The 23,951-nt window shown below is 62.8% G+C and carries 19 protein-coding genes; 10 read left to right on the forward strand and 9 right to left on the reverse strand.

The genetic code is table 11. The features are described from left to right. From J1C48_RS06355 to metC, 4 genes are all read right to left on the reverse strand, one after another. Entirely contained in the window at positions 1 to 159 is a 159-nt protein-coding gene (locus J1C48_RS06355) for a DUF3096 domain-containing protein (protein WP_207256965.1), read from the reverse strand. A 575-nt stretch (positions 160 to 734) separates the two neighbouring features. Then, positions 735 to 1,193 carry a hypothetical protein gene (locus J1C48_RS06360; RefSeq protein ID WP_207256966.1) on the reverse strand — a complete coding sequence of 153 codons (459 nt, stop codon included), beginning with the start codon at positions 1,191 to 1,193 and terminating at the stop codon, positions 735 to 737. Positions 1,194 to 1,657: 464 nt separating this feature from the next. Continuing rightward, positions 1,658 to 2,311, reverse strand: coding sequence for an outer-membrane lipoprotein carrier protein LolA (locus tag J1C48_RS06365; RefSeq protein ID WP_207256967.1), 654 nt, complete (start codon positions 2,309 to 2,311; stop codon positions 1,658 to 1,660). Between the two features lie 326 nt (positions 2,312 to 2,637). Beyond that, entirely contained in the window at positions 2,638 to 3,801 is a 1,164-nt protein-coding gene (metC, locus tag J1C48_RS06370) for a cystathionine beta-lyase (RefSeq protein ID WP_231081644.1), read from the reverse strand. A gap of 247 nt (positions 3,802 to 4,048) precedes the next feature. Between metC and J1C48_RS06375 the strand changes: the two genes are divergently transcribed. The 6 genes from J1C48_RS06375 (at position 4,049) to J1C48_RS06400 (ending at position 13,402) form a co-directional block, all read left to right on the forward strand. Further along, entirely contained in the window at positions 4,049 to 5,071 is a 1,023-nt protein-coding gene (locus J1C48_RS06375) for an amino acid ABC transporter substrate-binding protein (protein WP_207256969.1), read from the forward strand. Positions 5,072 to 5,288: 217 nt separating this feature from the next. Then, a complete protein-coding gene (locus J1C48_RS06380) occupies positions 5,289 to 6,476 on the forward strand; it encodes an amino acid ABC transporter permease (RefSeq protein WP_207256970.1) in 1,188 nt (395 codons plus the stop codon). 12 nt (positions 6,477 to 6,488) lie between these two features. Further along, entirely contained in the window at positions 6,489 to 7,988 is a 1,500-nt protein-coding gene (locus J1C48_RS06385) for an amino acid ABC transporter permease (protein ID WP_207256971.1), read from the forward strand. Between the two features lie 68 nt (positions 7,989 to 8,056). Then, positions 8,057 to 8,803 carry an amino acid ABC transporter ATP-binding protein gene (locus J1C48_RS06390; protein ID WP_207257150.1) on the forward strand — a complete coding sequence of 249 codons (747 nt, stop codon included), beginning with the start codon at positions 8,057 to 8,059 and terminating at the stop codon, positions 8,801 to 8,803. 299 nt (positions 8,804 to 9,102) lie between these two features. Next, complete coding sequence (locus J1C48_RS06395) at positions 9,103 to 12,075, forward strand: cytochrome P460 family protein (RefSeq protein WP_231081643.1); 2,973 nt, start codon at positions 9,103 to 9,105, stop codon at positions 12,073 to 12,075. A gap of 136 nt (positions 12,076 to 12,211) precedes the next feature. After that, on the forward strand, positions 12,212 to 13,402 hold the full coding sequence (locus J1C48_RS06400; protein WP_210345338.1) for an AI-2E family transporter: 1,191 nt from the start codon (positions 12,212 to 12,214) through the stop codon (positions 13,400 to 13,402). 171 nt (positions 13,403 to 13,573) lie between these two features. Here the strand turns inward: J1C48_RS06400 and J1C48_RS06405 are convergent, their stop codons facing one another. From J1C48_RS06405 to J1C48_RS06420, 4 genes are all read right to left on the reverse strand, one after another. Then, positions 13,574 to 14,311: an SDR family oxidoreductase gene (locus J1C48_RS06405; RefSeq protein ID WP_207256973.1), complete on the reverse strand. Its 738-nt coding sequence runs from the start codon at positions 14,309 to 14,311 to the stop codon at positions 13,574 to 13,576. 192 nt (positions 14,312 to 14,503) lie between these two features. Next, a complete protein-coding gene (locus tag J1C48_RS06410) occupies positions 14,504 to 16,570 on the reverse strand; it encodes an OmpA family protein (RefSeq protein WP_231081642.1) in 2,067 nt (688 codons plus the stop codon). 189 nt (positions 16,571 to 16,759) lie between these two features. Next, positions 16,760 to 17,956, reverse strand: a complete 1,197-nt coding sequence (locus J1C48_RS06415; RefSeq protein ID WP_207256974.1) for an FAD-dependent monooxygenase — start codon at positions 17,954 to 17,956, stop codon at positions 16,760 to 16,762. Positions 17,957 to 18,025: 69 nt separating this feature from the next. After that, positions 18,026 to 18,268, reverse strand: a complete 243-nt coding sequence (locus tag J1C48_RS06420; protein WP_207256975.1) for a zinc-finger domain-containing protein — start codon at positions 18,266 to 18,268, stop codon at positions 18,026 to 18,028. A gap of 243 nt (positions 18,269 to 18,511) precedes the next feature. On the opposite strand from J1C48_RS06420, the gene J1C48_RS06425 reads away from it, so the two are divergent. From J1C48_RS06425 to J1C48_RS06435, 3 genes are all read left to right on the forward strand, one after another. Beyond that, the gene (locus J1C48_RS06425) at positions 18,512 to 19,276 is read left to right on the forward strand and encodes an alpha/beta fold hydrolase (RefSeq protein WP_207256976.1); all 765 of its coding nucleotides are present in this window, start codon (positions 18,512 to 18,514) and stop codon (positions 19,274 to 19,276) included. Between the two features lie 258 nt (positions 19,277 to 19,534). Beyond that, the gene (gene cysE / locus J1C48_RS06430) at positions 19,535 to 20,356 is read left to right on the forward strand and encodes a serine O-acetyltransferase (protein ID WP_207256977.1); all 822 of its coding nucleotides are present in this window, start codon (positions 19,535 to 19,537) and stop codon (positions 20,354 to 20,356) included. Between the two features lie 241 nt (positions 20,357 to 20,597). Further along, entirely contained in the window at positions 20,598 to 20,807 is a 210-nt protein-coding gene (locus J1C48_RS06435; protein WP_207256978.1) for a DUF3126 family protein, read from the forward strand. 267 nt (positions 20,808 to 21,074) lie between these two features. On the opposite strand, the gene J1C48_RS06440 is transcribed toward J1C48_RS06435, so the two are convergent. Further along, on the reverse strand, positions 21,075 to 21,689 hold the full coding sequence (locus tag J1C48_RS06440) for a transglutaminase-like cysteine peptidase (protein WP_425523489.1): 615 nt from the start codon (positions 21,687 to 21,689) through the stop codon (positions 21,075 to 21,077). A 577-nt stretch (positions 21,690 to 22,266) separates the two neighbouring features. Here J1C48_RS06440 and ettA point away from each other — a divergent pair. Further along, positions 22,267 to 23,916, forward strand: a complete 1,650-nt coding sequence (ettA, locus tag J1C48_RS06445; RefSeq protein WP_207256980.1) for an energy-dependent translational throttle protein EttA — start codon at positions 22,267 to 22,269, stop codon at positions 23,914 to 23,916. The last annotated feature ends 35 nt before the right edge of the window (positions 23,917 to 23,951 follow it).

A 23,951-nucleotide genomic window follows, 5' to 3' on the forward strand; every position in this document is an offset into this window, starting at 1 on the left:
TCAGGCTCCCGCCAAACGGTTGAAGAAGTGCGGGAACAGGCCGGCGAGCCCGATGAAGATCAGGTAGATCGCGACGATGATGTTGAGCAGGCGCGGGGCGACCAGGATCATTATTCCAGCGAGAAGTGCCGCGAGCGGGAGAATGCCGATGATGTGCAAGATGGGCCTCCAGCGGCCTTGAGAGATTGATCGCACGAATAATTCGGACGATGTGGAGGGACGAGATGGAACGGCGCCGCGCCGATAGAGGGCCAAATGGTAAGGGCCCTGATTGAGCTTGACGCGTCGTGTAAACGCTAGACGCGAACGCCTATTTGCGCCGCAGGTTGTTCTGTCGGAAGACGGCCCAGCGCCGCGTGGCGGGCGCGCCCGTCGAGTGGCGCGAGCTGCAGTGGGGCAAGCCACAGTGCAGCGCTCGCCGCGGCAAGAGCCGACGCTTCGGATTGTTCTCGAACGATTCGACAAGGAATTTTAAGTCGCATTGATGATGCAGGTTCGGGCCTTTGCCAGACGCTCCGATCTGCGTCAACCTGTCGCTGGTTGTGTCATCATCCGCCTGCGGGTGTTGCTTGTCTCTGGGGGGGGGCAAATTATCGCGATCATTAAGGTCCGCGCGCGCGGCGACGACAGTGGAATGGGATGCAGGTAACGGCTGGCGCTGATCCGTCCACGGGATACGTCAAACCGACAGGGCGCCGCATCGCGCCCTGTCGCAGCTAAGGGTCGCCATGCCATTATCGGCTGGCGACTTTCGCGACCACTTGGCAGAGTGCCACCAGATCATCGCCGTAGGATCCGGGGTTCGCCATGATGGCGCGGCAGCGCTTGACGGTAGCGATACGCTCGGACGACGACATGTTTTGGACGGCGTTGTAATATTGCTGCTGCTGGGCGTTGAGGCCGGGGGCGCCCGCGCTCGTCGTCGTCGTGCCGGTGGTGGTTTGGCCAGTACCGCCGATGGAGGCGCCAACGCCCGTGTCGGCGCCGCTGCCGCCACCTATTGACGCGCCGACGCCGGCATTGACGCCGCTGTCGCCACCGATTGACGCGCCGCCGCCGGCATTGACGCCGCTGCCGCCGCCGACAGATGCGCCGACGCCGGCGCTGACCTGCGAGAGCGTCGGCGTGGCGAGGCTGAGAACTAAGCCGATGGCGATGAGAGGTGCACTGCTGAAACCAACTTTCGCTTGCATGTCGAGTCCTCCAACTTAAAAACGGGCGAATGCACCGAGTGCGTGAGATGCAGAGACGGTGCGGGAAGTCTTCGCCATGGCCGTCGCGTCGGTTCGGGACCTCGTGCGAACAACTTTGTGGCGAGGCCTTAACAGCCCGGACGGGAAGACAAGCGTCGTTAAACGTTTGAGGTTGCGGGTAAAGCTCTCTACAAGTTAACGAAGAGTTCTTGTAAGCAATTGATTTTTAACTATCTTGACGACCCTCGCGGTGGAACGCCCGCGGTCAACGGGGACGACTCTTGTCGGCCAAAGGGCGGGCTGGAAAAGCGGGAAGGAGCGGCCGCGCGTGCTTCCTGATCAATGCATGAACATGGAAAACGGGCCGTGTGGCGTGCCACACGACTCGTCGGTGAAAAGTCCCGAATCATAAGCTGCAATCGGCCGCCGACGCGCGGCCTTCAAGCGATTTCTCTGAGCGTCCCTCAGCGGTTGCCGGTCTGACCTTGCGAAATCGCCGTGTAGGGGATCTTGAAGGCCGAATCCTGAATGTTTCCGCCGGTCTTGACGTTATAGATCATCACCGAGGTGTCTTTGCCCTGCTTGTCGCGGATGATCCACTGCTTCAGGTCGTCGGTCTTGGCATCGAACATCATGGTGATCCGCGAATTGCCGAAGATCGAGCGGTCGCCCATGACGATGGTGACGAGGTCGGGATCGACCTTGACGCTTTGAATGTTCGCCTGCGACAGGTCGATGCGTCGCGACAAAAGCAGCTTCATAGGTGTCTGGGAGAGCGGATAGGTCTCCCAGGTGTTCAGCTTCTTGTTGTTGATCGCGACGTTGGAGCCGTCGGCAATCACCCGCAGCGGCGAGTTGGCATAGTCGAAGCGCACCTTGCCCGGCCGCTCGATGTAGAACTTGCCTTCCTGCTGGCGGCCATTCGGGTCGAACTGTACGAAGTCGCCATACATCGCCTGGATGCTGGCGAAATGATCGGCGATCCGCTGGGCGACCGCGCCGGAGCTTTCCTGCGCCTTGGCGGCGGAAAGGCCGACCGGCACAAGCATGGCGGCGCAAGCGGCGGCGATCAGCGCGCGGCGGCTTAAAGCGCGGATTGAACGGATGATGCTGGCCATCGTGATGTGGCTTCCTCTCTTGGAACGTACGCCCTTCGACGTCTCGCCGGTTGACCGGTGTTTTTAGGTTTACGCCGGTCGTTTGCCGGTGGTTCTAACGGCATATGTTGGGAAGGGTTCCTGGGGCTGCAATAGGGCCTAACCAAGGCGTGAGCGGCCGGCCCGCGGGCTCTGCGCATGATCGGCGATCGCTCTTGGGACCCGCTGACAGCGGACTGTGATGATCCGGGATTGCCCTTGCGCTCGAAGTCGTTGTCTTGCCGCATGAAGGGGCCGAAACGTCCTGCAACGTTTCGGCATCATGCTCCAGCCGCCGCGTTTGGGGCTCAGCCGGCGGTGCCGGCCGTCGCGGCCAGGGCGGCAAAGCCGGCTTCGAGATCGGCTTTCAGATCGGCGACGTCTTCAAGCCCAACCTGCAGTCGGATGAAGGTGCCGTCCTTCGGTCCCTTGGCGACAGTGCGGTCGGAAAGGTCGACGGCGACGGCAAGGCTCTCATGGCCGCCCCAGGAGTAGCCGAGACCGATCAACTCCAGCGCGTCGAGGAAGGTCGCCGCTTGCTTGAAGCCGCCCGGCAGCAGGAAGGAAAACAGCCCCGAGCAGCCGGAGAACTGGCGGGCGTAGAGGGCGTGATCGAAGAAGGAGGGCAGCGCCGGGTGGCGGACCTCGGCGACATCCTCGCGCCTCTCCAGCCACCGCGCCAATTCCAGCGCCGAAGCCTGGTGCCGCTCCAGCCGCACGCCCATCGTCTTCAAGCCGCGCAGCACCAGATAGACGTCGTCCGGCGCCGCATTGAGGCCGATCTGCATTTGCGTCTCGCGCAGCTGGGCGGCCGTCGCGGCGGTCGCTGAGACGCTGCCCATCATCAGATCGGAATGGCCGCCCGGATATTTCGTCAGCGCATGGATCGACAGGTCGACGCCATGTGCGATCGGCCGGAAATAGAGCGGCGTCGCCCAGGTGTTGTCGAGCATGGTCACAGCGCCGCCGGCACGGGCGGCGGCGCAGACAGCGGCGACATCCATCATCTCGAAAGTGTTAGAGCCGGGCGCCTCAAGGAACACCACCTTGGTGTTCGGCTTCATCAGATCGGCAATGCCGGCGCCGATATGAGGATCGAAATACGCGATCTCGACGCCCATCCGCCGCAAGGTGCCGTTACAAAATTGGCGGGTCGGCGTGTAGACGGAATCGACCACCAGGCAATGATCGCCGGCGCCGAGGAAGGCGAGTAGCGGAACCGTGATCGCGGCGAGACCGGATGGGACGAGAATAGTCTCATCCGCTCCTTCGAGTTCACTTAACGCGTCTTCCAGCGCCTTCGTCGTGGGGGTGCCGCGTAGTCCATAAGTATAAGGCAGGGACTTTCGATGACGCATGGCATCGGTGCTCTCGAACAACACCGTTGAGGCATGAATCACGGGCGGATTGACGAACCCGTGCAGGCTGTGAGGGTCGTAGGGCCCATGAGCCAAAAGGGTATTGGGGCCCATCTGCCGGTTTTTTGATCGCGCGTTGGTCAACTCTTCGGCTTTCTGTTCGGTTCGTCTGCAACGGTGGTGAACTACGGGCATTTCGACTTGGAGGAAATGGACTCCAGCTTGACCCGGCTAAAATTTTGTCATGGAATTGCCTTGGTTGCGACGGTGCCCGGCCGTTCAAACGGCACCGCGCCGCTGCGCTGGAAGAACACGGCGTCAGCAAACCTAAAACGATAACCCAGATGGGGAAGGCTTCCTGATGAAATCCAAGCTTCTGACCGCCTTGCTCGGCCTCGCGATCGTGGGGCTCGCCAGCGGCGCGGCCTCGGCAGACACGACGCTTCAGACCGTGAAGGCTCGCGGCCAACTCAAGTGCGGCGTCAACACCGGGCTTCCGGGATTTGCTTCCCAGAACGACAAAGGCGAGTGGCAGGGACTCGACGTCGACTACTGTAAAGCCGTCGCCGCCGCGATCTTCGGCGATCCGTCCAAGGTGCAGTATACGCCGCTGTCGGCTGTCCAGCGCTTCCCGGCGCTGCAGAACAACGAAATCGACATGTTGGCGCGCAACACCACCTGGACGATGGACCGCGACACCACGCTCGGCCTGAACTTTGCCGGCGTGAACTACTATGACGGTCAGGGCTTCATGGTGAAGAAGGAGCTGGGTGTGAACTCGGCTCTGGAGCTGTCCGGCGCGTCGGTCTGCGTGCAGTCCGGCACCACCACCGAACTGAACCTGGCGGACTACTTCCGCACCAACAAGATGGACTACAAGCCGGTCGTCATCGAAGCCCAGTCGGACGTGAACTCGGCCTACGACTCCGGCCGCTGCGACGTGCTGACCACCGACGCCTCCGGTCTGGCAGCCTCGCGCCTCGAAATGAAGAACCCGGACGACAACGTCATCCTCCCGGAGATCATCTCCAAGGAGCCGCTCGGCCCGGTCGTGCGCCAAGGCGACGATCAGTGGTTCAACATCGTCAAATGGACGCATTTCGCCCTTCTTGACGCAGAGGAGCTCGGCGTCACCAAGGAAAATGTCGACGAGATGATGAAGTCGAACAATCCGGAAATCCGGCGTCTTCTCGGCGAGGATAAGAACTTTGGTGAGTCGATCGGCCTGTCAAAGGACTGGGCGGTGAACGTCATCAAGGCCGTCGGCAACTATGGCGAGATCTTCGAGCGCAATATCGGCGTCAACACGCCGCTGAAGATCCAGCGCGGCCAGAACGCCCTGTGGACCGACGGTGGTCTGCAGTACGGCATGCCGATCCGCTAAGCGCCGGCTGGTGCGACGAGCTGCGGGCGTCCTTGTCTGAAGGGCGCCCGTCATCCCAAGACCTTACGCGGCAGGCGTTTCGTCGAAAGGCGGGCGGATCTGACGTCCCCTTGCTCGTCCGTCGCCTCGTCGGCGGTGCCGATTGATCGCAGCACTGTGGATGGGGTCTGACATGGTCGGCCCGTCATCCGTTCACTCGTCATAGGAGTTCGTCGCCATGAGCGCCGACACACAAGCGGCCCCCTCGCGCTCGGCCGGGTCGCTTCTGACGAATCCGACGGTGCGTAGCATCGTCATTCAGGTCGCTTTGATTGTCTTTTTGGTCGGATTCGGCTGGTGGATCGTCGACAACACCGCGCGCAACCTCGCCGCGGCCAATATCGCCTCCGGCTTCGGCTTTTTGTGGTCCCGCGCCGGCTTCGACATCGCGATCACCCCGATTCCTTACGATTCGAACGCCACCTATGGCCACGCGATGGTCGTCGGTGCGGTCAACACGCTGATCATCTCGGCCGCCGGCATCGTTTTCGCCACCATCCTCGGCTTTCTGGTCGGCATCGCCCGGCTGTCGGGCAACTTCCTCGTCCGCACGCTGGCGACGGTCTATGTCGAGACCTTCCGCAATATTCCGCCACTTCTGGTCATCTTGTTCTGGTATTTCGGCGTGATCTCGGTGCTCGGCAGCCCACGCGGCCTGCAGCCGAACATCTTCGGGCTGTATCTCACCAACCGCGGTCTGCAGACGCCGGGCCTGATCTTCGGCGCGCTCGCTTATGCCTCGCTGGTCGCTTTTGCGGTCGGTGTCGTCGCCTTGATCGTGATCGCCCGGCGCAATAAGCGGCATCAGCTCGCCACCGGCGAGCGCAAGCCGCTGCTGTGGACCGCCATCGCCCTGCTTGTCGGCCTGCCGCTTCTCACCTTCATCGTCACCGGCTTGCCGGCGACCTTCGATTTCCCCGAACCGGGGCGCTTCAATCTGCGCGGCGGCTTCAACGTCCATCCGGAATTCATCGCCCTGTGGCTGGCGTTGTCGATTTATACCGGCGCCTTTATCGCCGAGATCGTGCGCGCCGGCATTTTGTCGGTGTCGAAAGGTCAGAACGAAGCCGCCTCGGCCCTCGGGCTCAGCCGTAGCCAGTCGCTGCGTCTCGTCGTGGTGCCCCAGGCCTTGCGGGTGATCATTCCGCCGCTGACCAGCCAGTATCTGAACCTGACCAAGAACTCCTCCCTCGGCCTCGCCGTCGGCTATCCGGAGCTCGTCGCGGTGGGCTCGACGGTGCTCAATCAGTCCGGCCAGTCGATCGAGGTCGTCTGTATCTGGATGATCGTCTATCTGACGATCAGCCTGAGCGTCTCGGTCTTCATGAACTGGTTCAATGCCAAGATGGCGCTGGTCGAGCGCTGAGGAGCCTGAGACATGGAAGAACAGGTTTTCCAATATGTCGCCACGGAGCAGAAGGCAGCGCTGCCGCCGCCGCCGAGCGAAGTGGGCGCCTTCGGCACCGTCCGGCGCAATCTCTTTGCCACGCCCGTCGATTCCGCCCTCTCCATCGCCGCGGGCGTCTTCATCGTCTGGACCGTGTGGCACATCGTCGAGTGGGCGCTGATCGACGCGGTGTTCTCCGGTTCCAACCGCGACGCCTGTCTGGTCGCAGGCGGCGGCCATGGCGGCGCCTGCTGGGCGTTCATCCGGGCAAAATTCGGTCAGTTCGTCTACGGCATCTATCCGTTCGGCGAGCGCTGGCGGGTCGACGTCCTCCTGGTGGCTCTGGTGATTCTGACCGCGGGCATCGCGATTCCGAAGCTGCCGTACAAGCGGGCGACCGCCATCCTGCTCTTCGGCGTCTTCCCGGTGGTGACGCTGGTGCTGTTGACCGGCGGCCGCTTCGACTTTGCCGGGGGTGAACTGGCGTTGTTGTTCCTGATCGCCGCCGGCATCACCATCAGCGATGTCTCGGCCGAGCCCGAGGTCGGTTTCCATAGCCTGCCGGTGAAAGGGGCCGTGGTCGCGGCGTTGGTCTCACTGCTGGCGATCCTCGCCGCCGATCTGGTCGACGCGCGCACCGTCGAGTTTCTCGACTTCCGCTTCTCGATCCTGTCCTTCATCTCCTTCGTGGCGGCGCTTGTTGCGCTGGGCCTCGTCATCTTCGCCGGCTTTGCCGCGCGGCGCGGCGGCGGCAATGTCGCGCGGATGTTCTTCCCCGCCGTCGCGGTGGTTCTGTTCGTCTTTTTGATGTCGACGGATTTCGGCCTCAGCCCGGTCCCGACCAATCTATGGGGCGGTCTGATGCTGACCCTGGTCGTCGCGCTGTCGGGCATCGCCGCCTCGCTGCCACTCGGTATCTTGCTGGCGCTTGGGCGCCGGTCGCAAATGCCGGCGGTCAAGCTGCTTTCGGTGATCTTCATCGAGTTCTGGCGCGGGGTGCCGCTGATCACCGTCCTGTTCATGGCCAACTTCATGCTGCCGCTGTTCATGCCGGAGGGCGTCACCTTCAATCAGCTGCTGCGAGCCTGCGTCGGTGTCGCGCTGTTCTCCGCGGCCTATATGGCGGAGGTCATCCGCGGCGGCCTGCAGGCAATTCCGAAGGGCCAATACGAGGGCGCCGACGCGATGGCGCTGACCTATTGGCAAAAGATGCGGCTGATCATCCTGCCGCAGGCGTTGAAGCTGGTGATCCCGGGGATCGTCAACACCTTCATCGGGCTCTTCAAGGACACCAGCCTCGTCTACATCATCGGCCTGGCCGACCTGCTCGGCACGGTGCGGCGCGGCTTCAACGATCCGAACTGGATCACCCCCTCGACGCCGGCGACGGGCCTGATCTTTGCCGCTTTCATCTATTGGCTCTTCTGCTTCTCGATGTCGCGCTATTCGATCTACACCGAACGCCGGCTCGACACCGGGCACAAACGATAACAAAGCTGAGGATTCCTGACATGAGCCTCCAACACGAAGCCGCAGCCGAGACCAAGCCGGCCACGACCATGACGATCTCCGACGAGATCGCCGTCGAGATGCTCGGCGTGAACAAATGGTATGGCGAGTTTCACGTTCTCAGGGACATCAATCTCACCGTGCGCCGGGGCGAGCGGATCGTCATCTGCGGCCCCTCCGGTTCGGGCAAGTCGACCACCATCCGCTGCATCAACCGGCTGGAGGATCACCAGAAGGGCAAGATCGTCGTCGACGGCATTGAGCTCACCAACGATCTGAAGAAGATCGATGAGGTGCGGCGCGAGGTCGGGATGGTGTTCCAGCACTTCAATCTGTTCCCGCATCTCACCATTTTGGAGAACTGCACCCTCGCGCCGATTTGGGTCCGCAAGATGCCCAAAAAGAAGGCCGAGGAGATTGCGATGCACTATCTCTCGCGGGTGAAGATCCCCGAGCAGGCGAACAAATATCCCGGTCAGCTTTCGGGCGGTCAGCAGCAGCGCGTGGCGATTGCCCGTTCGCTCTGCATGAACCCGAAGGTGATGCTGTTCGATGAGCCGACCTCGGCCCTTGACCCGGAGATGATCAAGGAAGTGCTCGACGTTATGGTGGGGCTGGCCGAAGAGGGGATGACGATGCTGTGCGTCACCCACGAGATGGGGTTTGCCCGTCAGGTGGCAAACCGGGTGATCTTCATGGATGCCGGCCAGATCGTCGAGCAGAACGAGCCGCATGCCTTCTTCACCGACCCGCAGCACGAGCGCACGAAGCTCTTCCTGTCGCAGATCCTGCACTGAGCGCGATCCGCCGCGCCGCCCGGCAGGCGAAAGGTCTGCGACCACCGGCAGTCCACGACGCCCCGGCCATCAACGGATATGGCCGGGGCGTTTTTCATTGCGCGCCCGTCGAGCTCGGTGGCGTCTCTGCCGCGATGTCGACGCTTTGATTTTTGCGCGCGGTCTTAACGCTCGATTAGGGCTCCCGGTAGCTCGATCGGCGTATACAACTTTAAATTATAAAAATTCGATGTATGCTTGCCGTTGCGGAAATTTGAACGGGGAGGGCAGGCGCCGTGGCCAGGACTCTGCTGATTTGGTTGAGCGCGTTTCTCCTCGCCGTCACTGCAGTTTCGACCGTGCGAGCCAACTGCGCGGCGTTGCAGGATACCCCGCAGGTGCCGACCGATCCGGCCTTGTGCAAACGACTCGACCCGGTCGTGCGCAAACCCGCGGATCTGCCGCTCAACGAATATGAGAAGGCGATCAACCAATATTTCGGACACTTCTGCCACCGTAACACCAAGGCTGGCTGGGTTCGGGACAAATATGTCAGGGATACGGGTCCCTATGTCGCGAGCTTGATCAATGGCGCCTGGGTCGGTGCCGACCGTGGTACCCATGCCCCGGTGCTGATTTGGTATTCGCCGGAGTTCTATCAATGGCTGAAGAAGGCCCGCCTGGAGGACGAAAGCAAGCGTCCGGCCGTCGAGCCCTCACCGCCGGACGGGTCGATGATCGTCAAGGAGATGTATCCGGCGCCGGCCGCGCTCTGCGCCAAGAATGACCCGCTGATGTTGAAGCCGACCAACGGCGCCGCCTTCATGGTCCGCTCGGCGAAGTCTTCCCATGATGGCTGGTATTGGGGTTGGTACGGCTGGAGCGACGATCCGACCGCCAATATCGATTGGCCGCCGCGCAAAACCAACGGCCTGCCCTATCAAGGCTTCGGACAATATTGTCTCAACTGCCACGCCTCGGCCAAGCACCATTCGACCTTTTCCAGCCTGACCAATATCGAGGGCGAACCCGGCCGCCCGATCGCCTTCCTGTCGCAGGATTTCGCGCTCAATCTGGACAGCGATCCGCATCATAAGGCGATGACCGACATCGCGCCGGCCGTCGACGAACCGAAGCCGGCACCAGCCATGCTCAATCCGGATGTTGCGGCGCTCTTCAACTATGTCATCTCGGCCAGCAAGGCGGATCGCGCGGCGGACGCGCTGAAGATGCCCTCGGCGAGCTACGACGTCGTCTGGGTCAAGGAACACGTCAAGACGACGTCGAAAAGCCAGTTTCTGACCTCGGACCAATGCGTCGGATGCCACGACGCCGGCGGTACGGGGCTGCAATACGACATGACCAAGCCGGCGCCGCTCGATCCGGATCTAAATCCCGACGGTACGAAGATGATCAACATGTCGCCCTATGGCACCTGGCGCAATTCGCCGATGGGGCTGGCCGGGCGCGACCCGATCTTCTTCTCGCAGCTCGCCAGCGAGACGCAGACGTTTCATCCGGAAAAAGCCGCCGAGGTCCAGTCGGTTTGCCTCGGCTGTCACGGCATCCAGGGTCAGCGCCAGTTTCAGCTCGACGCGTTGGCCAAGGGCGAGAAGAGCTGCCCGGATTTCGAACGCTCCACGGTCGATGCCGTGCCCTATCCGCCGGACAACCCATCAGCGCCGCACGCCGATTTCGGCGCGCTCGCCCGCGACGGCATTTCCTGCAGCGCCTGCCATCATGCCGTCTTCAAGGATGCCGACGTGATCAAGGCCAAGCTGGACCCGAGCAGCCGATGCGTCGTTGCGCGGCAGGATCTGCTCAATCCGAAAAAGCTTGCCGAGGGCTTTGCCCGCACCTTTACCGGCAGCTACTTCGTCGGCCCGGCCGATAAGCTGAAAGGACCCTTCGTCAAACCGCAGACAACGCCGATGCACAACGCCCTCGGCATTCAGCCCGAACATGACGACACATTCCTGAAATCGGATGTCTGCGGCAGCTGTCACACGGTGCATCTGCCGATCTTCGATGAGGGAACGCCGCTCGGCTATACATTCGAGCAGACGACCTATCCGGAATGGGCGTTCTCCGACTATCGCACGGGTGTGACGGCGAACAAGACACTGCCGGGCGGCCCCGGGCCCAAGGCCGAAAGCTGTCAGGGCTGCCACATGCAAAGCCACGACGCGGCCGGCAACCCGCTGGTCTCCAAGATCGCCAGCATCCAGGAGCACAGCAATTTTCCCGAGGTGGACAATGGCCTCGGGGCGGCGGCGATCGATGTCGAGCGCCGCAAGAACTTCGCCCTCCATACGCTTGTCGGCCTCAATGTCTTCCTGATCGAGATGGCCAAGCAGTTTCCTGATTTTCTCGGTATCGCGGTCGAAGATCCAATGCTGGTCAAGAAAGGGATCGCCGATATCGAGACCACCTATGCCAAGATGCTGGACAACGCCCAGAACCTCTCGGCCTCGATCGCGGTGATCGGCGTCTCGCGCGAGGGCGACCGGTTGCGCGCCAAAGTGCGGATCGATTCCAAAGTCGGCCACAAATTTCCCTCCGGCGTCGGCTTTCGCCGGGCTTTCATCGAGTTTCGGGCACTGGATGCCGACCAGCAGCCCTTGTGGACCTCAGGGGGGACGAACAAGGCGGGCGTGATCGTCGATGGCGACGGTCAGCCGCTGCCGGGTGAGTTATGGTGGAAGCCGGACTGCTCCGCCCGCATCGCCCCGCTGGAGCGCCGGCATGAACCGCATTTCCAGATCATCACCGCGCAAAGCGAAGCGCAGATCTATCAGGAATTGGTTTCGGCGCCGGCACCCTCGGGGCCGAAAAACTGCGGCCACGGGGCCGAGCCCGCGGGCGCGCTCACGACGAGCTTCCTGTCGATCTGCGGTCACGTGAAGGACAATCGCATCCTGCCGTCGGGCTACCTGCCCTTCGCCGAGCGGCTGAAGATCGCCAATGCGCTTGGTTCAAAAGGTGAGGCGCTCGCCCACGACACATCGCCCGTGGGGGTCGGCGATGATCCCGACTACAAGACCGGCGGCGGTGACACCGTGACCTATGAGATCGACCTCAAAAGCCTGCCGCGCGCAGTCGCTGACGTCGAGGCGACGCTTTATTACCAGTCGATCCCGCCCTTCTATCTGCAGGACCGCTTCTGCACGGCGAAGGGCACTGACCGCGACCGTCTGGTCCATCTGACCAGCGAGTTGAAACTCGACGATACCCAAGCGGCCCACTGGAAGCTGAAGATGGTTTCGTCAGGGCTCGTCCCGGTGCCGCGATAGCGTCAGCAGCCGCGCAGTGTTTCAGCGCTTTGAACGTGAACTGCAATTCTTCCTTGCATCTGGTTGCGGCTACAAACCGCCGAGGGGCCGCAAGGGAACCCGGGTGTCACGGCGCCGTTATCTCCGGATAACCTAATTGGGGGGTCCCTTGTCGTCGGAAAAGGAAGCCGCGAGGCGGAGCGAGCCACGCTCCACCACCATCTCCCCGACCATCGGCCTCGTCAACACACAGCATTTTCAAAACGGCCCGCGCTGGGCGGTGATCGGGATTTTCCTGATCCTGTTCTTCGGCGCGCTCTACCTTGTGGCGAGTTTCATCTTGCCGGTGATCCTGGCGGTGCTCTTTGCCCTCGTGATGAGTCCGATTGTCCGCTTCATGCGGCGGCGGCTGAGAATTTGGGAGCCGATCTCGGCGGGTATGCTCGTCGTCGGCTCGCTCATGGCGCTGGTGCTTGGGTTCTACATGCTGAGCGATCCGATCACGAACCTTGTCAACAACGCGCCGCGCTATGCGTCCGCTGTCGATAGTGAACTGCGGGCCATGCGCGATCGGCTGAACCGCTTTCAGACCGCGCAGCAGGAAGTGCAAAAGGCAGCGTCGGCCGATAAGACGAAGGTGCCGCAGCCGGACAAGCCGCAGGAAGTCATTGTCAAAAACCCCGGCCTGCTCGACAACGCCACCCAGGCGCTGCCGCAAATCCTGGCGTCGATCGCCTTCTCGCTGATCTTTCTGTTCTTTCTTCTCTCTTCCGGCGACCTCTTCTACAGCAAGCTGGTGCGGGCGATGCCGACGCTGTCGGACAAGAAACGCGCCCTCCACATCGCTCATGATATCGAGCGCGAGCTGTCGCGTTATCTCTTCACCATCACGCTGATCAATGTCTGTCTCGGCATCGCCGTCGGCACCTGCCTGTGGTGGGTCGGCATGCCGACGCCGATCGTCTTCGGCGCGCTGGCGACGCTGCTCAACTTCATCCCCTATCTCGGTTCGTTGATGGGCATGGCTCTGGTTGGCGTGATCGCGCTGGCAGATTTCGGAAGTGTCAGCGAAGCGCTGGTGCCGGTGTTGCTCTATCTTGCCTGCACGACGATGGAGGGCCAGTTCCTGACGCCGATGATCGTCGGCCGTCGGCTGGAGATGAACGCGGCGGCAGTGTTTCTGTCGGTGGCGTTCTGGGGCTGGATCTGGGGTGTCGTCGGGATGTTCCTCGCCGTGCCGCTGATGGTCTGTATCAAGGTATTTGCGAGTTATATCGAGCCACTGGCGGCGTTCGGCGATTTTCTCTCGGCCGAACAGCCCCGCCATCCCGACGAAGACGACGATTGAGGGAATCTCGCAGAGGTTTGAAAGTGGAGACGGTCAGCGCCCGTTTTTGCATGGACGCCGCCCGCGGCCTTGAAATATCGGTGTGAAAATCGGGGTCGATTTTCGGCAAAGTGAGGCATCGATTCCAAGGGTGAGAGTGACCTTTCTGCGTCCCATAGGACGCAGTCAGCTCTAGTGTTCGTAGATCATCTTGCGGGTCATGCCGCCATCGACGATCAGCGTCTGGCCGGTGATGAAGCCGGCCTTCTCGCCATCAAGGAGAAAGCTCGCGGCTTCGGCGATGTCGCGTGGCTCGCCCACCCGCCCGACGAGATGCTGCGCATGATCGACCGGCCGCAGCTCTTCGCCGGAGACGTTGATCCAGCCGGGCGCGACGGCATTGACGCGGACGTCGGGCGCCAAGCTGACGGCCAGCGAATGGGTGAGGGCAAAGAGGCCGCCTTTGGTCGCCGAATAGGACTCGGTCTCCGCCTCTGACATGAAGGCTCGGGTCGAGGTGACGATCAGCATGGCACCGTTGTTGCCGCGCAGCTCGGCGCCCGCATGTTTGGCGAAGAGGAAGCTCTGCGAGAGATTGACGTCGAGGACACGGTGCCAATCCTCGTAGGGGAGATCTTCGACCGCGACGCGCTCCATGATCCCCGCATTGCAGACGACATTGTCGATCCGCCCGAAGCGCTCGACGCTTTTGCGCACGGCTCCGGCCACATCGGTCTCATTCGCGACGTCGCCGGTGATGGTCAGGATACGCCCAGCGTCGCCGCTGCCCTCGGCAAGCGCCGCCAAGCCGGCCTCGTCAGTATCCATCGCGACGACCCGGCCGCCATCGGCGACAAGCTTGAGCGCGATCGCTCGGCCGATCCCGGCGGCGGCGCCAGTTACGAGGGTGATCTTATCGGCGAGGCTCATGACTGTTTCCGCTCCGCTCTCGCATCGCCCCTGGCCGTTGGGATCGATGTCCGGCCGGTGGGCCTGAGAGCTTCAAATGACATGGACGGAGGTTGCGGCAATCGTGATCGCGATATGCGGCACACCAGAATGATCGGGCCGGCGCTTCGGCAACGAAGCACCGGCCCGTTTCACAAAGGACGTTGGAGCCCCTTAGTTCCGCGAGGTCTCGATCGGCCTCACCAGTGGGGTGATGCGGCGCAGCGTGACCCGGCGGTTTTCGCGGTTCGGCGCCTGGGTGTTCACCTTCAGCCCTTCTTCGCCATAGCCCTGGGTGACGAGATTTTCCGGCGGAACGTCGAAATATTTCGTCAGGGCCGCAGCGACCGCTTCGGCTCGCTTGTCAGACAGGTCGAGATTGGCGAGCTGGCTGCCGACCGCGTCGGTATGGCCTTCGACGAGGAAGGTCTCCGATGGGTTCTTGTCGACGATCTTGTTGATCGCCTCGGCGAGTGCCTGCAGCTTGCCGACCTGACTCTCGGTGATCTGCGCCGAGCCGAAGTCGAAATTGATCGTGCTGAGGTCGATCCGGCGCGTCTTGGCGCGCAGGCGCTGCGACCGCAACACTTCATCGACCGAATAGATCCGGTTCACCGTTTCGACCGGCGGCGCAATCAGCGTGCGATAGTAGAGCTCTTCGTCGGGGCGTGACGTGTCGACGATATACTCGTCCTCCGGGATGTCGACACGCAGCGGCGGCAGATCGCGACCCGGATCGACCTCGTAGGTCGGCTGGCGATCATCACGGGCGTAAGGATCGTAGAACAGCACGACCTCGCGGCCATCGGGCTCGATCCGCGAGCGGCGGATAATCTCGCCATAGCGATTGGTGACGGTGACGACCTTGACACCGTTGTCACGGATCACCGTCTGGCGCACCCGACCTTGCGGCAGGCGATCATAATAACTCTCGCGCGAGTCGACGGCGATGCGGCTGTCATTGTCGCTCTTGATGAAATAGGCCGCAGCCGCCCCTGCCGCCGCACCGGCGATGCCTGCGCCGACGATCGACAGGATCTGCCGGCCGTCGTCGTCGCGCTTCACGACTTTGACGCCCGGAGGCAATTCGCCGCGCGCCGGATCGAAACGCGCCGCGTCCCGCCGGCGATCCCGGCGCCCGTTGCGATCGCGCCGATCCGTTGCCGGCGGCTCGATGCGCTGGCCCTCTTCCTCGGTGATCGGGGTAATCTGCACCGGCTGCGCGAGCTTTTGGACGCGCGCATCGCTGGCGCTGACGGCGTTGGGCTTGACCGGCTCGTTCTGCAACTTGGCAGGCACAGGCTTTGGCGCCGGCGGCTGCTCCGCTGTCGTCGCAGGCGCTTCCTTGGTCGGTGCCGTCGCCGTCCCGCTGGTGCCCTGCGGCGTCTGCGGCTGCGTTGCGGGCTCCGTCGCGGTCTGATTGGTGCTCGGCTTGTTCGGTGCAAAGATGCCGTTCTTGCCGATCCCGAGGCTCTTCAGGCGTTCTGCGTCGCTTTGCTTGGCGGCAGGCTGTTCGGCGGGTTTCGGCGCAGCCTGGGTCTGAGGTTCAGTTGCGGTTGCCGCAGCCGGTGCCGTGGTGCCCGCTTTGGCCGGAGCCTCCTGCGGGACCGGTGCGCTTGGCTCGCTTTTGCCGGGCTTTTCAGCCGGCACCGGTTCATTTGCGGGCCGCGCTTCCGGGGCGGGCGCTTCGGCCTTCTTGCCCTCGCGACGTTTCGCCTTCACCTGGTCCAGGGCATCCGGCGAAAAGATCGACGGCTCCGCCTTCTTCTCGGCAGGAGCTTCACGCTGCGCCGGTGCCGCGGCCTGCGGAGCGGGTTCTTTCTGTCGAGCCGGGCGTGCTTGCTCTTCCTGACGGTTTGGGCTTGCTTGCTCGCGCTGCCGCTTGCGCTCTTGCCGAGGCGTCTCGGCCGGCTTTGCCCGCGGCTGCGGCTCCTCGGCAGGGGCCGCGTGCTGCGCCTGTGATTTCGGCTGTTGGGCCGGCTCCTGCCGCTCTTGCTTCTTCTCGGCAGCGTCGTTTTGCTTTTTCCGCTGGCCCTCCTTCGCCGCCTTCATGAGGCGTTTTTGCAGCTCGTCCGGCGTTTCGGCCTGGGCGAGAAGGATTGGACCGTTGGCGGCGTCGGCACTTGCCGGCGACGGACGGGCGGCGGCGTTGGCGACGCCTGCAAGCGGGCCGCTAAGCGCGGTCGACGCTGCGAGGACGGCGATGCCAAGAAGTTTTCCGCTGCGTTTGATATTCGGCATTGAAGATAGACCTTCGCGTTTCAGTCCCTTCCCGATGGATTCCGCATCTTTATGGCGCCAGCGCGGTGCCGAGGTCGTCGGCCGTGTCCGGCGCCGCTGTTCTTCGCGGCTCGGGTTTGCAAGAACGGCGATGGGGCGAAGGTGTTCCATAGCTGGCTGGGAATAATATCTAGCGGGCGAAATATTTCCCTAGGTAAGCCTGGGCGAGCGCCAGTCGTAAAGCCAAGCAAGATCGGCCCTCAATGCCGATTTCGGGCGTAGGGCCAGCACCGCGTCGCGGCCGAACGACAAGGGCGGCGGCAGGTGATAGACGAAGCGGTGAAAGCCGACCCGGCGGCGCACCTTGTCGATCCGGGGCCGACGCTCGATTTCGTAACGCCGGGTGGCCGCGATCGGATCGCCGGTTTCGGCCAGCGCATGGGCCAGGACCGCGGCATCCTCGATCGCCATTCCCGCCCCTTGGGCGGCATAGGGCGCCATCGCATGGGCGGCATCGCCGATCAGCGCGATGCGGCAGCCGCCGCCGACGAAGCGGCGGGATTTGGGGGTGGCAAAGAGCGGCCAGGGGGTCGGCGCCGGGGCGCGCTCGATCAGCGCTGCGAGACGGCCATCCCAGGTGGCAAAGCCGGCAAGTTGCTGGCGGGCTGGGCGCTCGGCCGCTTCATCCGGTGTGATCAGCACTAGATTGACCGCCTGGCCGGCTCGGATCGGATAAGCGACCGCATGGCGCGCTGGGCCGAGCCAGGCGTTGATGCCGGTCAAGGCTTCGGCCGGTCCGCCCTGTGCGGGAGACGGCAGAGCGTCGGCGGAAAGGGTGGTGCGCCAGGCGGTGGCACCGGTTGGTGCGGCCGGCTCGGCGCCAAGCGCCTTGGCGAGGGCGGAGCGAACGCCATCGGCGCCGATCGCCAAGGCAGCGCGAAAAGAGCCGGCGCCGTTTTCAAAGCTGAGCGTGACGCCGTCCGAATCGGCGGTCCAGCCTGTGCAGGCGGGTCCGAGCCTCAGCGTGATGGCGGGGTTGCTCTGCACCGCCGAAAGCAACGCGGACTGCAGATCGGCGCGGTGGATCGAGAGATAGGGCGTCCCGTCGCTCGCCGCGACCGGCACCGCGGCGATCCGGCGCCCGCTGCGGTGGGCGAGGAGCGTCACCCGATCGGCTTCGACGCCGATGCTTGTCAGCGCCGGCAGCAGGCCGAGTTCGGCCATGACGGACAGCGCGTTCGGTGAAAGCTGCAGCCCGGCGCCAACTTCTTCGAGCGCGGCGGCGCGCTCGAAGATCATCGCGCGCCATCCGACGCGAGCAAGACAAAGCGCGGCGGTCAGGCCGGCGATGCCGGCGCCGACGATGGCGATCTGTGGGCTGCCTGGCGGCGTGTCACCGCGGATCATGATGGATCGGATCGCATTCATCTGCGCCCGCAGCATGAGGGCCGCGCGGCGCGCTCACCGTGATGGTGTTCAGGCGGCTTCGTCGTAGACGCAGCCGGCAGGCTTGGTGTTGCCGGCCTTTAAAGCCGGGTCGTAGCGATAAAGTGTCGAGCAGTAGCTGCAGACGATTTCCGCATCGTCGCCCATGTCGAGGAAAACGTGCGGATGGTCGTGTGGCGGGTTGGCGCCGCAGCACATGAACTCCTTCACACCGACGTGGATCGTCGCGTGTCCGGCGTCGTTCTGGAAATGCGGGATCGGATGACCGGCCATGGCACTCTGAGACCTTCGAAACTGTCCTGCCTTGATGTGGGCGGACCATAGTGCCGCATGACGAAAAAGAACAGGGGGTGTCAGCCGCCTTCCGCTACGCTACAGCATCCGCCAAACAGGCGGATGCAGCGCCCTTGCCAGGCGAGCCTGGGGACTGAGACCCGATGGGGTGACCGGCGGGCTTGCTTCAGCGACGACGCTGGCAGCCAAATGCCGGACCGGCTCGAAACGAAAGGTTTGTTGATGGCCACTGAGAGCTTCACCCATGAGGGCTTGCGCCTGTCCTTTCTCGATGAGGGAAAACGCGCCGCGCCGGTGCTGCTGCTCGTCCACGGCTTCGCCTCCTCGATGCGGGTGAACTGGATCGAGCCGGGCTGGGTTCAGACCCTTACCGAAGCCGGCTACCGCGTCGTCGCTTTCGACCATCGTGGCCATGGCGCGAGCGACAAGCCGCAAGATCCTGCCGCTTACACGCCGCACAAGATGGCGGCGGACGGCTTCGCCTTGCTCGACCATCTCGGCATCAACTCGGCCACCTTCTTTGGCTATTCGATGGGCGCTCGGATCTCGGCTTTTGCCGCGCTCGCCGAACCGGCACGGGTGGAGCGGGTGATCCTCGGCGGCCTGGGCATCGGGCTCGTCGAGGGTGTCGGCGACTGGGACCCGATCGCCGAAGCGCTGCGCGCGCCCTCGCTCGATGACGTCAGCCATCCGCGCGGCCGGATGTTCCGGGCCTTTGCCGAACGGACCAACAGCGATCGGCTGGCGCTTGCCGCCTGTATCGAGACCTCGCGCGACGAGCTCAGCGAAGACGATGTCGCCAAGATCACCCAGCCGGTGTTGATCGGGGTCGGCACGGAAGACGACATCGCCGGTGCGCCGGAGCCGCTGGCGGCCTTGATGCCGAGGGCCGAGGTTTTCGCCATCGCCAAGCGCGACCACATGCTGGCGGTCGGCGATCGCACCTTTAAAAAGCGCGTCTTGGCGTTCCTCGACGAGCCGGTTTGAGTGACGTTCACGTCACCATCGCGAAATTCTCAAAGCGAATCGGGCGACGCCTTGCCGCAGTTTCTCTTTCCCTTGGCGGGCCGATCGCTTAGATCAAAGCCCAACGTTGAGCGCAGCGGGCGATGCCCGGAGCGCTTTAGAGCGCCCTGCGTCCGATCGGACGCGGAAAGGTCGCTCTCACCCTTTGAATCGACGCATCGGGCTTTGCCGAAAATCGATTCCGATTTTCGGGCCGATGCTGTAGCCACGGAGAATGCCATGAGTGTCGCGAGCACGAAGGCCGTCGACAGGATCAAAGCCGTCGATCCGATCTTCGCGGAAATCCGCCGGGAAGCCGAAGACGTGGTGGCCGCCGAGCCGGTGCTTGCGAGCTTCGTTCATGCCACCATCCTCAACCAGCCGAGCTTCGAGGCGGCGCTGGTCCATCGCATTTCGCAGCGCCTCGACCATCCCGATGTGCCGGCGGTGCTGATCGTGCAGGCCTTCAACGATATGCTGGCCGCCGAGACCGATTTTCTCGAGGTGGTGCGCACGGATATTCAGGCGGTGTACGATCGTGATCCCGCCTGCGAGCGCTACCTGGAACCACTGCTTTTCTTCAAGGGCTTCCACGCGATCCAGACCCATCGGCTGGCGCATTGGTTGTGGCAGAACGGTCGGCGCGATTTCGCACTATATCTGCAGTCGCGCTCCTCGGCGGTGTTTCAGACCGATATTCATCCGGCGGCCACGATGGGCCGGGGGATTTTCCTTGATCACGCCACCGGCCTCGTCGTCGGCTTCACCGCGGTAATCGGCGACAACGTGTCGATCCTCCAGGACGTGACCCTTGGCGGCACCGGCAAGGAATTCGGCGATCGCCATCCAAAGATCGGCTCGGGCGTCTTGATCGGCGCCGGCGCCAAGGTGCTCGGCAATATCAAGATCGGCAATTGCTCGAAGATTGCTTCGGGATCGGTCGTTCTGAAGGAAGTGCCACCGCAAAGCACCGTCGCGGGCGTGCCGGCCAAGGTGATTGGCTCGGCCTCATGCGATCAGCCGGCCCGGGAGATGGATCAGAGCTTCGATCGCGAAGACTGAGCGTGTTCCGCGCGTGTCTGCGCCGACGCGCGACTGCAGTCCAAATCGCTTGATTGGCAGGCTGGACAGCCCCTGCGCTCCGACCGTATGACAGCACATGTGGCGGGTCACGTCATTTTACCAGCTCGTGACGATCGATCAGCCGATTCTCTCGATTTTTAAGCTTTGCGGTGCAAGGGCATCGAATTGAGTGGGATGGGCTCTAGCTACTTCATATCGAAACCCGAGCGAGGAGAAACCATTGAGCCCCGCTGAAATCCGCAAGCTCGAAGCCTATCTAAAGACCACGTTCACGGGCGTCGATCTGTCAGTGCGCGGCCTGCCTCGCAAGACGGACTCTGCCGAAGTGTATATCAATGACGAATTCGTCGGACTGATCGCCAAGGACACCGACGAAGGCGAGTTGTCCTACCATCTGACGATGACGATCCTCGATATCGATCTCGAATAGGTGCGTTGTCGCCACGGCGGCTCGAGCCCCATCATCCAAAGCCATCGACCCGAAAACCGGACGCGGTTTTCGGGTCGATGGCTTTGGATTTTCCGGAAAGAACCAGGGGCCGGTCGTTCGGAACGAACGAGCCGACCCCTGGAACGCCCGGGGCGGGACGGGACGCCCCGGGCAAATGTATCCGCCGCCGATTGCTCGAAAGCCGCTTGTTTGTGACGCGGCCTTCGAAGTTCGAAGGGCCATGGCGGCGGGAACCGGCGCTCGCCGTCAGCGAACGCTGCCGACCAGCAGCTCGCGGCCGTCGTTGATGCCAACCCATTTGCCGGCATTGGCTTCCGACTGGCGCTTCAAATAGGTGTAGTCGGTCTCTTCCCAGGGCAGGATGCGGTTCTCGAGATTGTCGAGGATGAAGTCGCCCTGGTCGGTGCGCAGCGTCAGCACGGCATGGCCGTCGCCATTCTTCTGGCGCACCACGGTGATCAGCAGAGCCGAGCGGGGAATGCCCTCGCGCTCCAGCATGTACTGTTTCAACAGCGCGAAATCCTCGCAGTCGCCTTCGGTGGTCGGATAGGCCCAATATTCCGGGACGCCATAAACCTCCTGGTCGGTGCGCGGCAGAATATTGGTGTTAACGGCGCTGTTGACTGCGACGATGCGCTTCCAGTTCGCCGGCGTCAGCTTCAGCATCGCCGTGGTCGGATTGGAGGTGCAGGTCGACGGGTAGCGCTTGCAGAACTCGTAATGCCCGATCGGCTGCGAGGTGATGCCGGTGGTGATCATCGGCGACGAGGCTGCCGCTTGCGCCATCGTGGCCGAGGCCAGCAAGCCAAAGGCGCCCAAGGCGCCAAGGGCTAGCCCGAGTTGTTTTCTGATCTTGTTCATGGTCATTCTCCCGTCCGTTGGGAGAAGACTGACATTGGATTTTTACTTCCGGCAAAAATGTCGAATGGCAATTCGATTCAAATTCGACGTAATTTGTCGAAGGTTTTTACTTGAAGAACTTTTTACCGCATCGGCAAAATTCGAAAAAGAACGTTAAGCGGTCAGCAAGGTTGAGAGATCGGTAACGCCGCTCGCTCGCCGGGCCGCGCGGCGTTGGCTCGATGGGACATCCAGCGGCATCGGCGTTTGCTTCAAATTTGAGGGCCGGCGGGAACGATCCCGCGGTCGCTGCGCGCAGCCGGCCGCGATCGATCGCGGGATCGTTGATCCGGCACGAACCGGCTCGACAGGCGCCGGCGCCGTTAAGTCGGCGATCACGAAGGTTAAAGCGGCGGCGAAACGGCCCGATTTTGCCGCTGATTTTGTCAAGGACGGCTCGAAACGTCGTTAACAATCGGTGACGGGGGCCGGCACAGGCGATGCGCGAAGGTGGCGCCGACCGTTGCCGATCGACCCGCGATGGCTTAGAGACGGCGCAACTTCTTCAAAACCTCCGCCAGGAAAGAGGCAGCACGCCATGGCTCGCCAGTTCATCTATCACATGTCCGGCCTTTCCAAGGCCTATGGGAACAAGAAGGTTCTCGACAATATCCATCTGTCCTTCTACCCGGATGCCAAGATCGGCATTCTCGGCCCCAACGGCGCCGGTAAATCGACGCTGCTGAAGATCATGGCCGGTGTCGACGCGGAATTCACCGGAGAGGCCTGGGCGGCCGAGGGGGCGACCGTCGGCTATCTGCCGCAGGAGCCGCATCTCAATCCGGACAAGACGGTGTTCGAGAACGTGATGGAGGGTGTCGCCGACAAGCAGGCGATCCTCGATCGCTACAACGAACTGATGATGAACTATTCCGACGAGACGGCGGATGAGGGCGCCAAGCTCCAGGACATCATTGACGCCCAGAATCTGTGGGATCTGGAAAACCAGGTCGAGATGGCGATGGATGCTCTGCGCTGCCCGCCGGGCGACGCCGAGATCGGGCCGCTTTCCGGTGGTGAGCGCCGCCGCGTCGCGCTGTGCCAGCTTCTCCTGTCGAAGCCGGACATCCTGCTGCTCGACGAGCCGACCAACCATCTCGACGCCGAGACCATTCTCTGGCTCGAAAAGCACCTGCGCGAGTATGAAGGCTCGGTGCTGATGGTCACCCACGATCGCTATTTCCTCGACAATGTCACCGGCTGGATTCTCGAGCTCGATCGCGGCCATGGCGTCCCTTACGAGGGCAACTACTCGGTCTATCTCGAAAAGAAGCAGAAGCGGATGGAGCAGGAAGGGCGCGAGGATGATGCCCGCATGCGCGCCATCAGCCGCGAGCGCGAATGGATCCAGCAGGGCGCCAAGGCCCGGCAAACCAAGTCGAAGGCGCGTATTCGCGCCTATCACGAGCTGGTCGAGGCAGCCGAGAACCGCAAACCGGCCGATGGCAAGATCGTCATTCCGACCGGCGAGCGCCTCGGCAGCAGAGTGATCGAGGTCGAGAACCTGACCAAGAGTTTCGGCGACCGGGTGCTGATCGAGAACCTCTCCTTCAAGCTGCCGGCCGGTGGGATTGTCGGCATCATCGGTCCGAACGGCGCCGGCAAGTCGACGCTGTTCAAGATGATCACCGGCCAGGAAAAGCCCGATTCCGGTTCGATCAGTGTCGGCGAAACGGTCGATCTCGGCTATGTCGACCAGAGCCGCGACGATCTCGACGCCAACAAGAACGTCTGGGAGGAAATCTCCGGCGGCGTCGACATCATGAAGCTCGGCAAATACGAGATGAACTCGCGGGCCTATGTCGGCAACTTTAACTTCAAGGGTCCAAACCAACAGCAGAAGGTCGGCACGCTCTCGGGTGGTCAGCGCAACCGTGTCCATCTCGCCAAGATGCTGAAGTCCGGCGCCAACGTCATTCTGCTCGACGAGCCGACCAACGATCTCGACACCGAGACGCTGACCGCGTTGGAGGATGCGCTGGAGGAATATGCGGGTTGCGCCGTGGTGATCAGCCACGACCGCATGTTCCTCGATCGGCTGGCGACCCACATCCTGGCCTTCGAAGGCGACAGCCATGTCGAGTGGTTCGAGGGCAACTTCGAGGACTACGAGCAGGATAAGATCCGTCGCCTCGGGCCGGAATCGGTCAATCCGAAGCGGCCGACCTACAAGCGCCTGACCCGCTGACGGGATTGGGACGGCGATCGTTTGTTTGGGCCGGT

The sequence above is a fragment of the Jiella flava genome (genome assembly GCF_017349315.1).
In the GTDB taxonomy this organism is placed as follows: Bacteria; Pseudomonadota; Alphaproteobacteria; order Rhizobiales; family Rhizobiaceae; genus Jiella; species Jiella flava.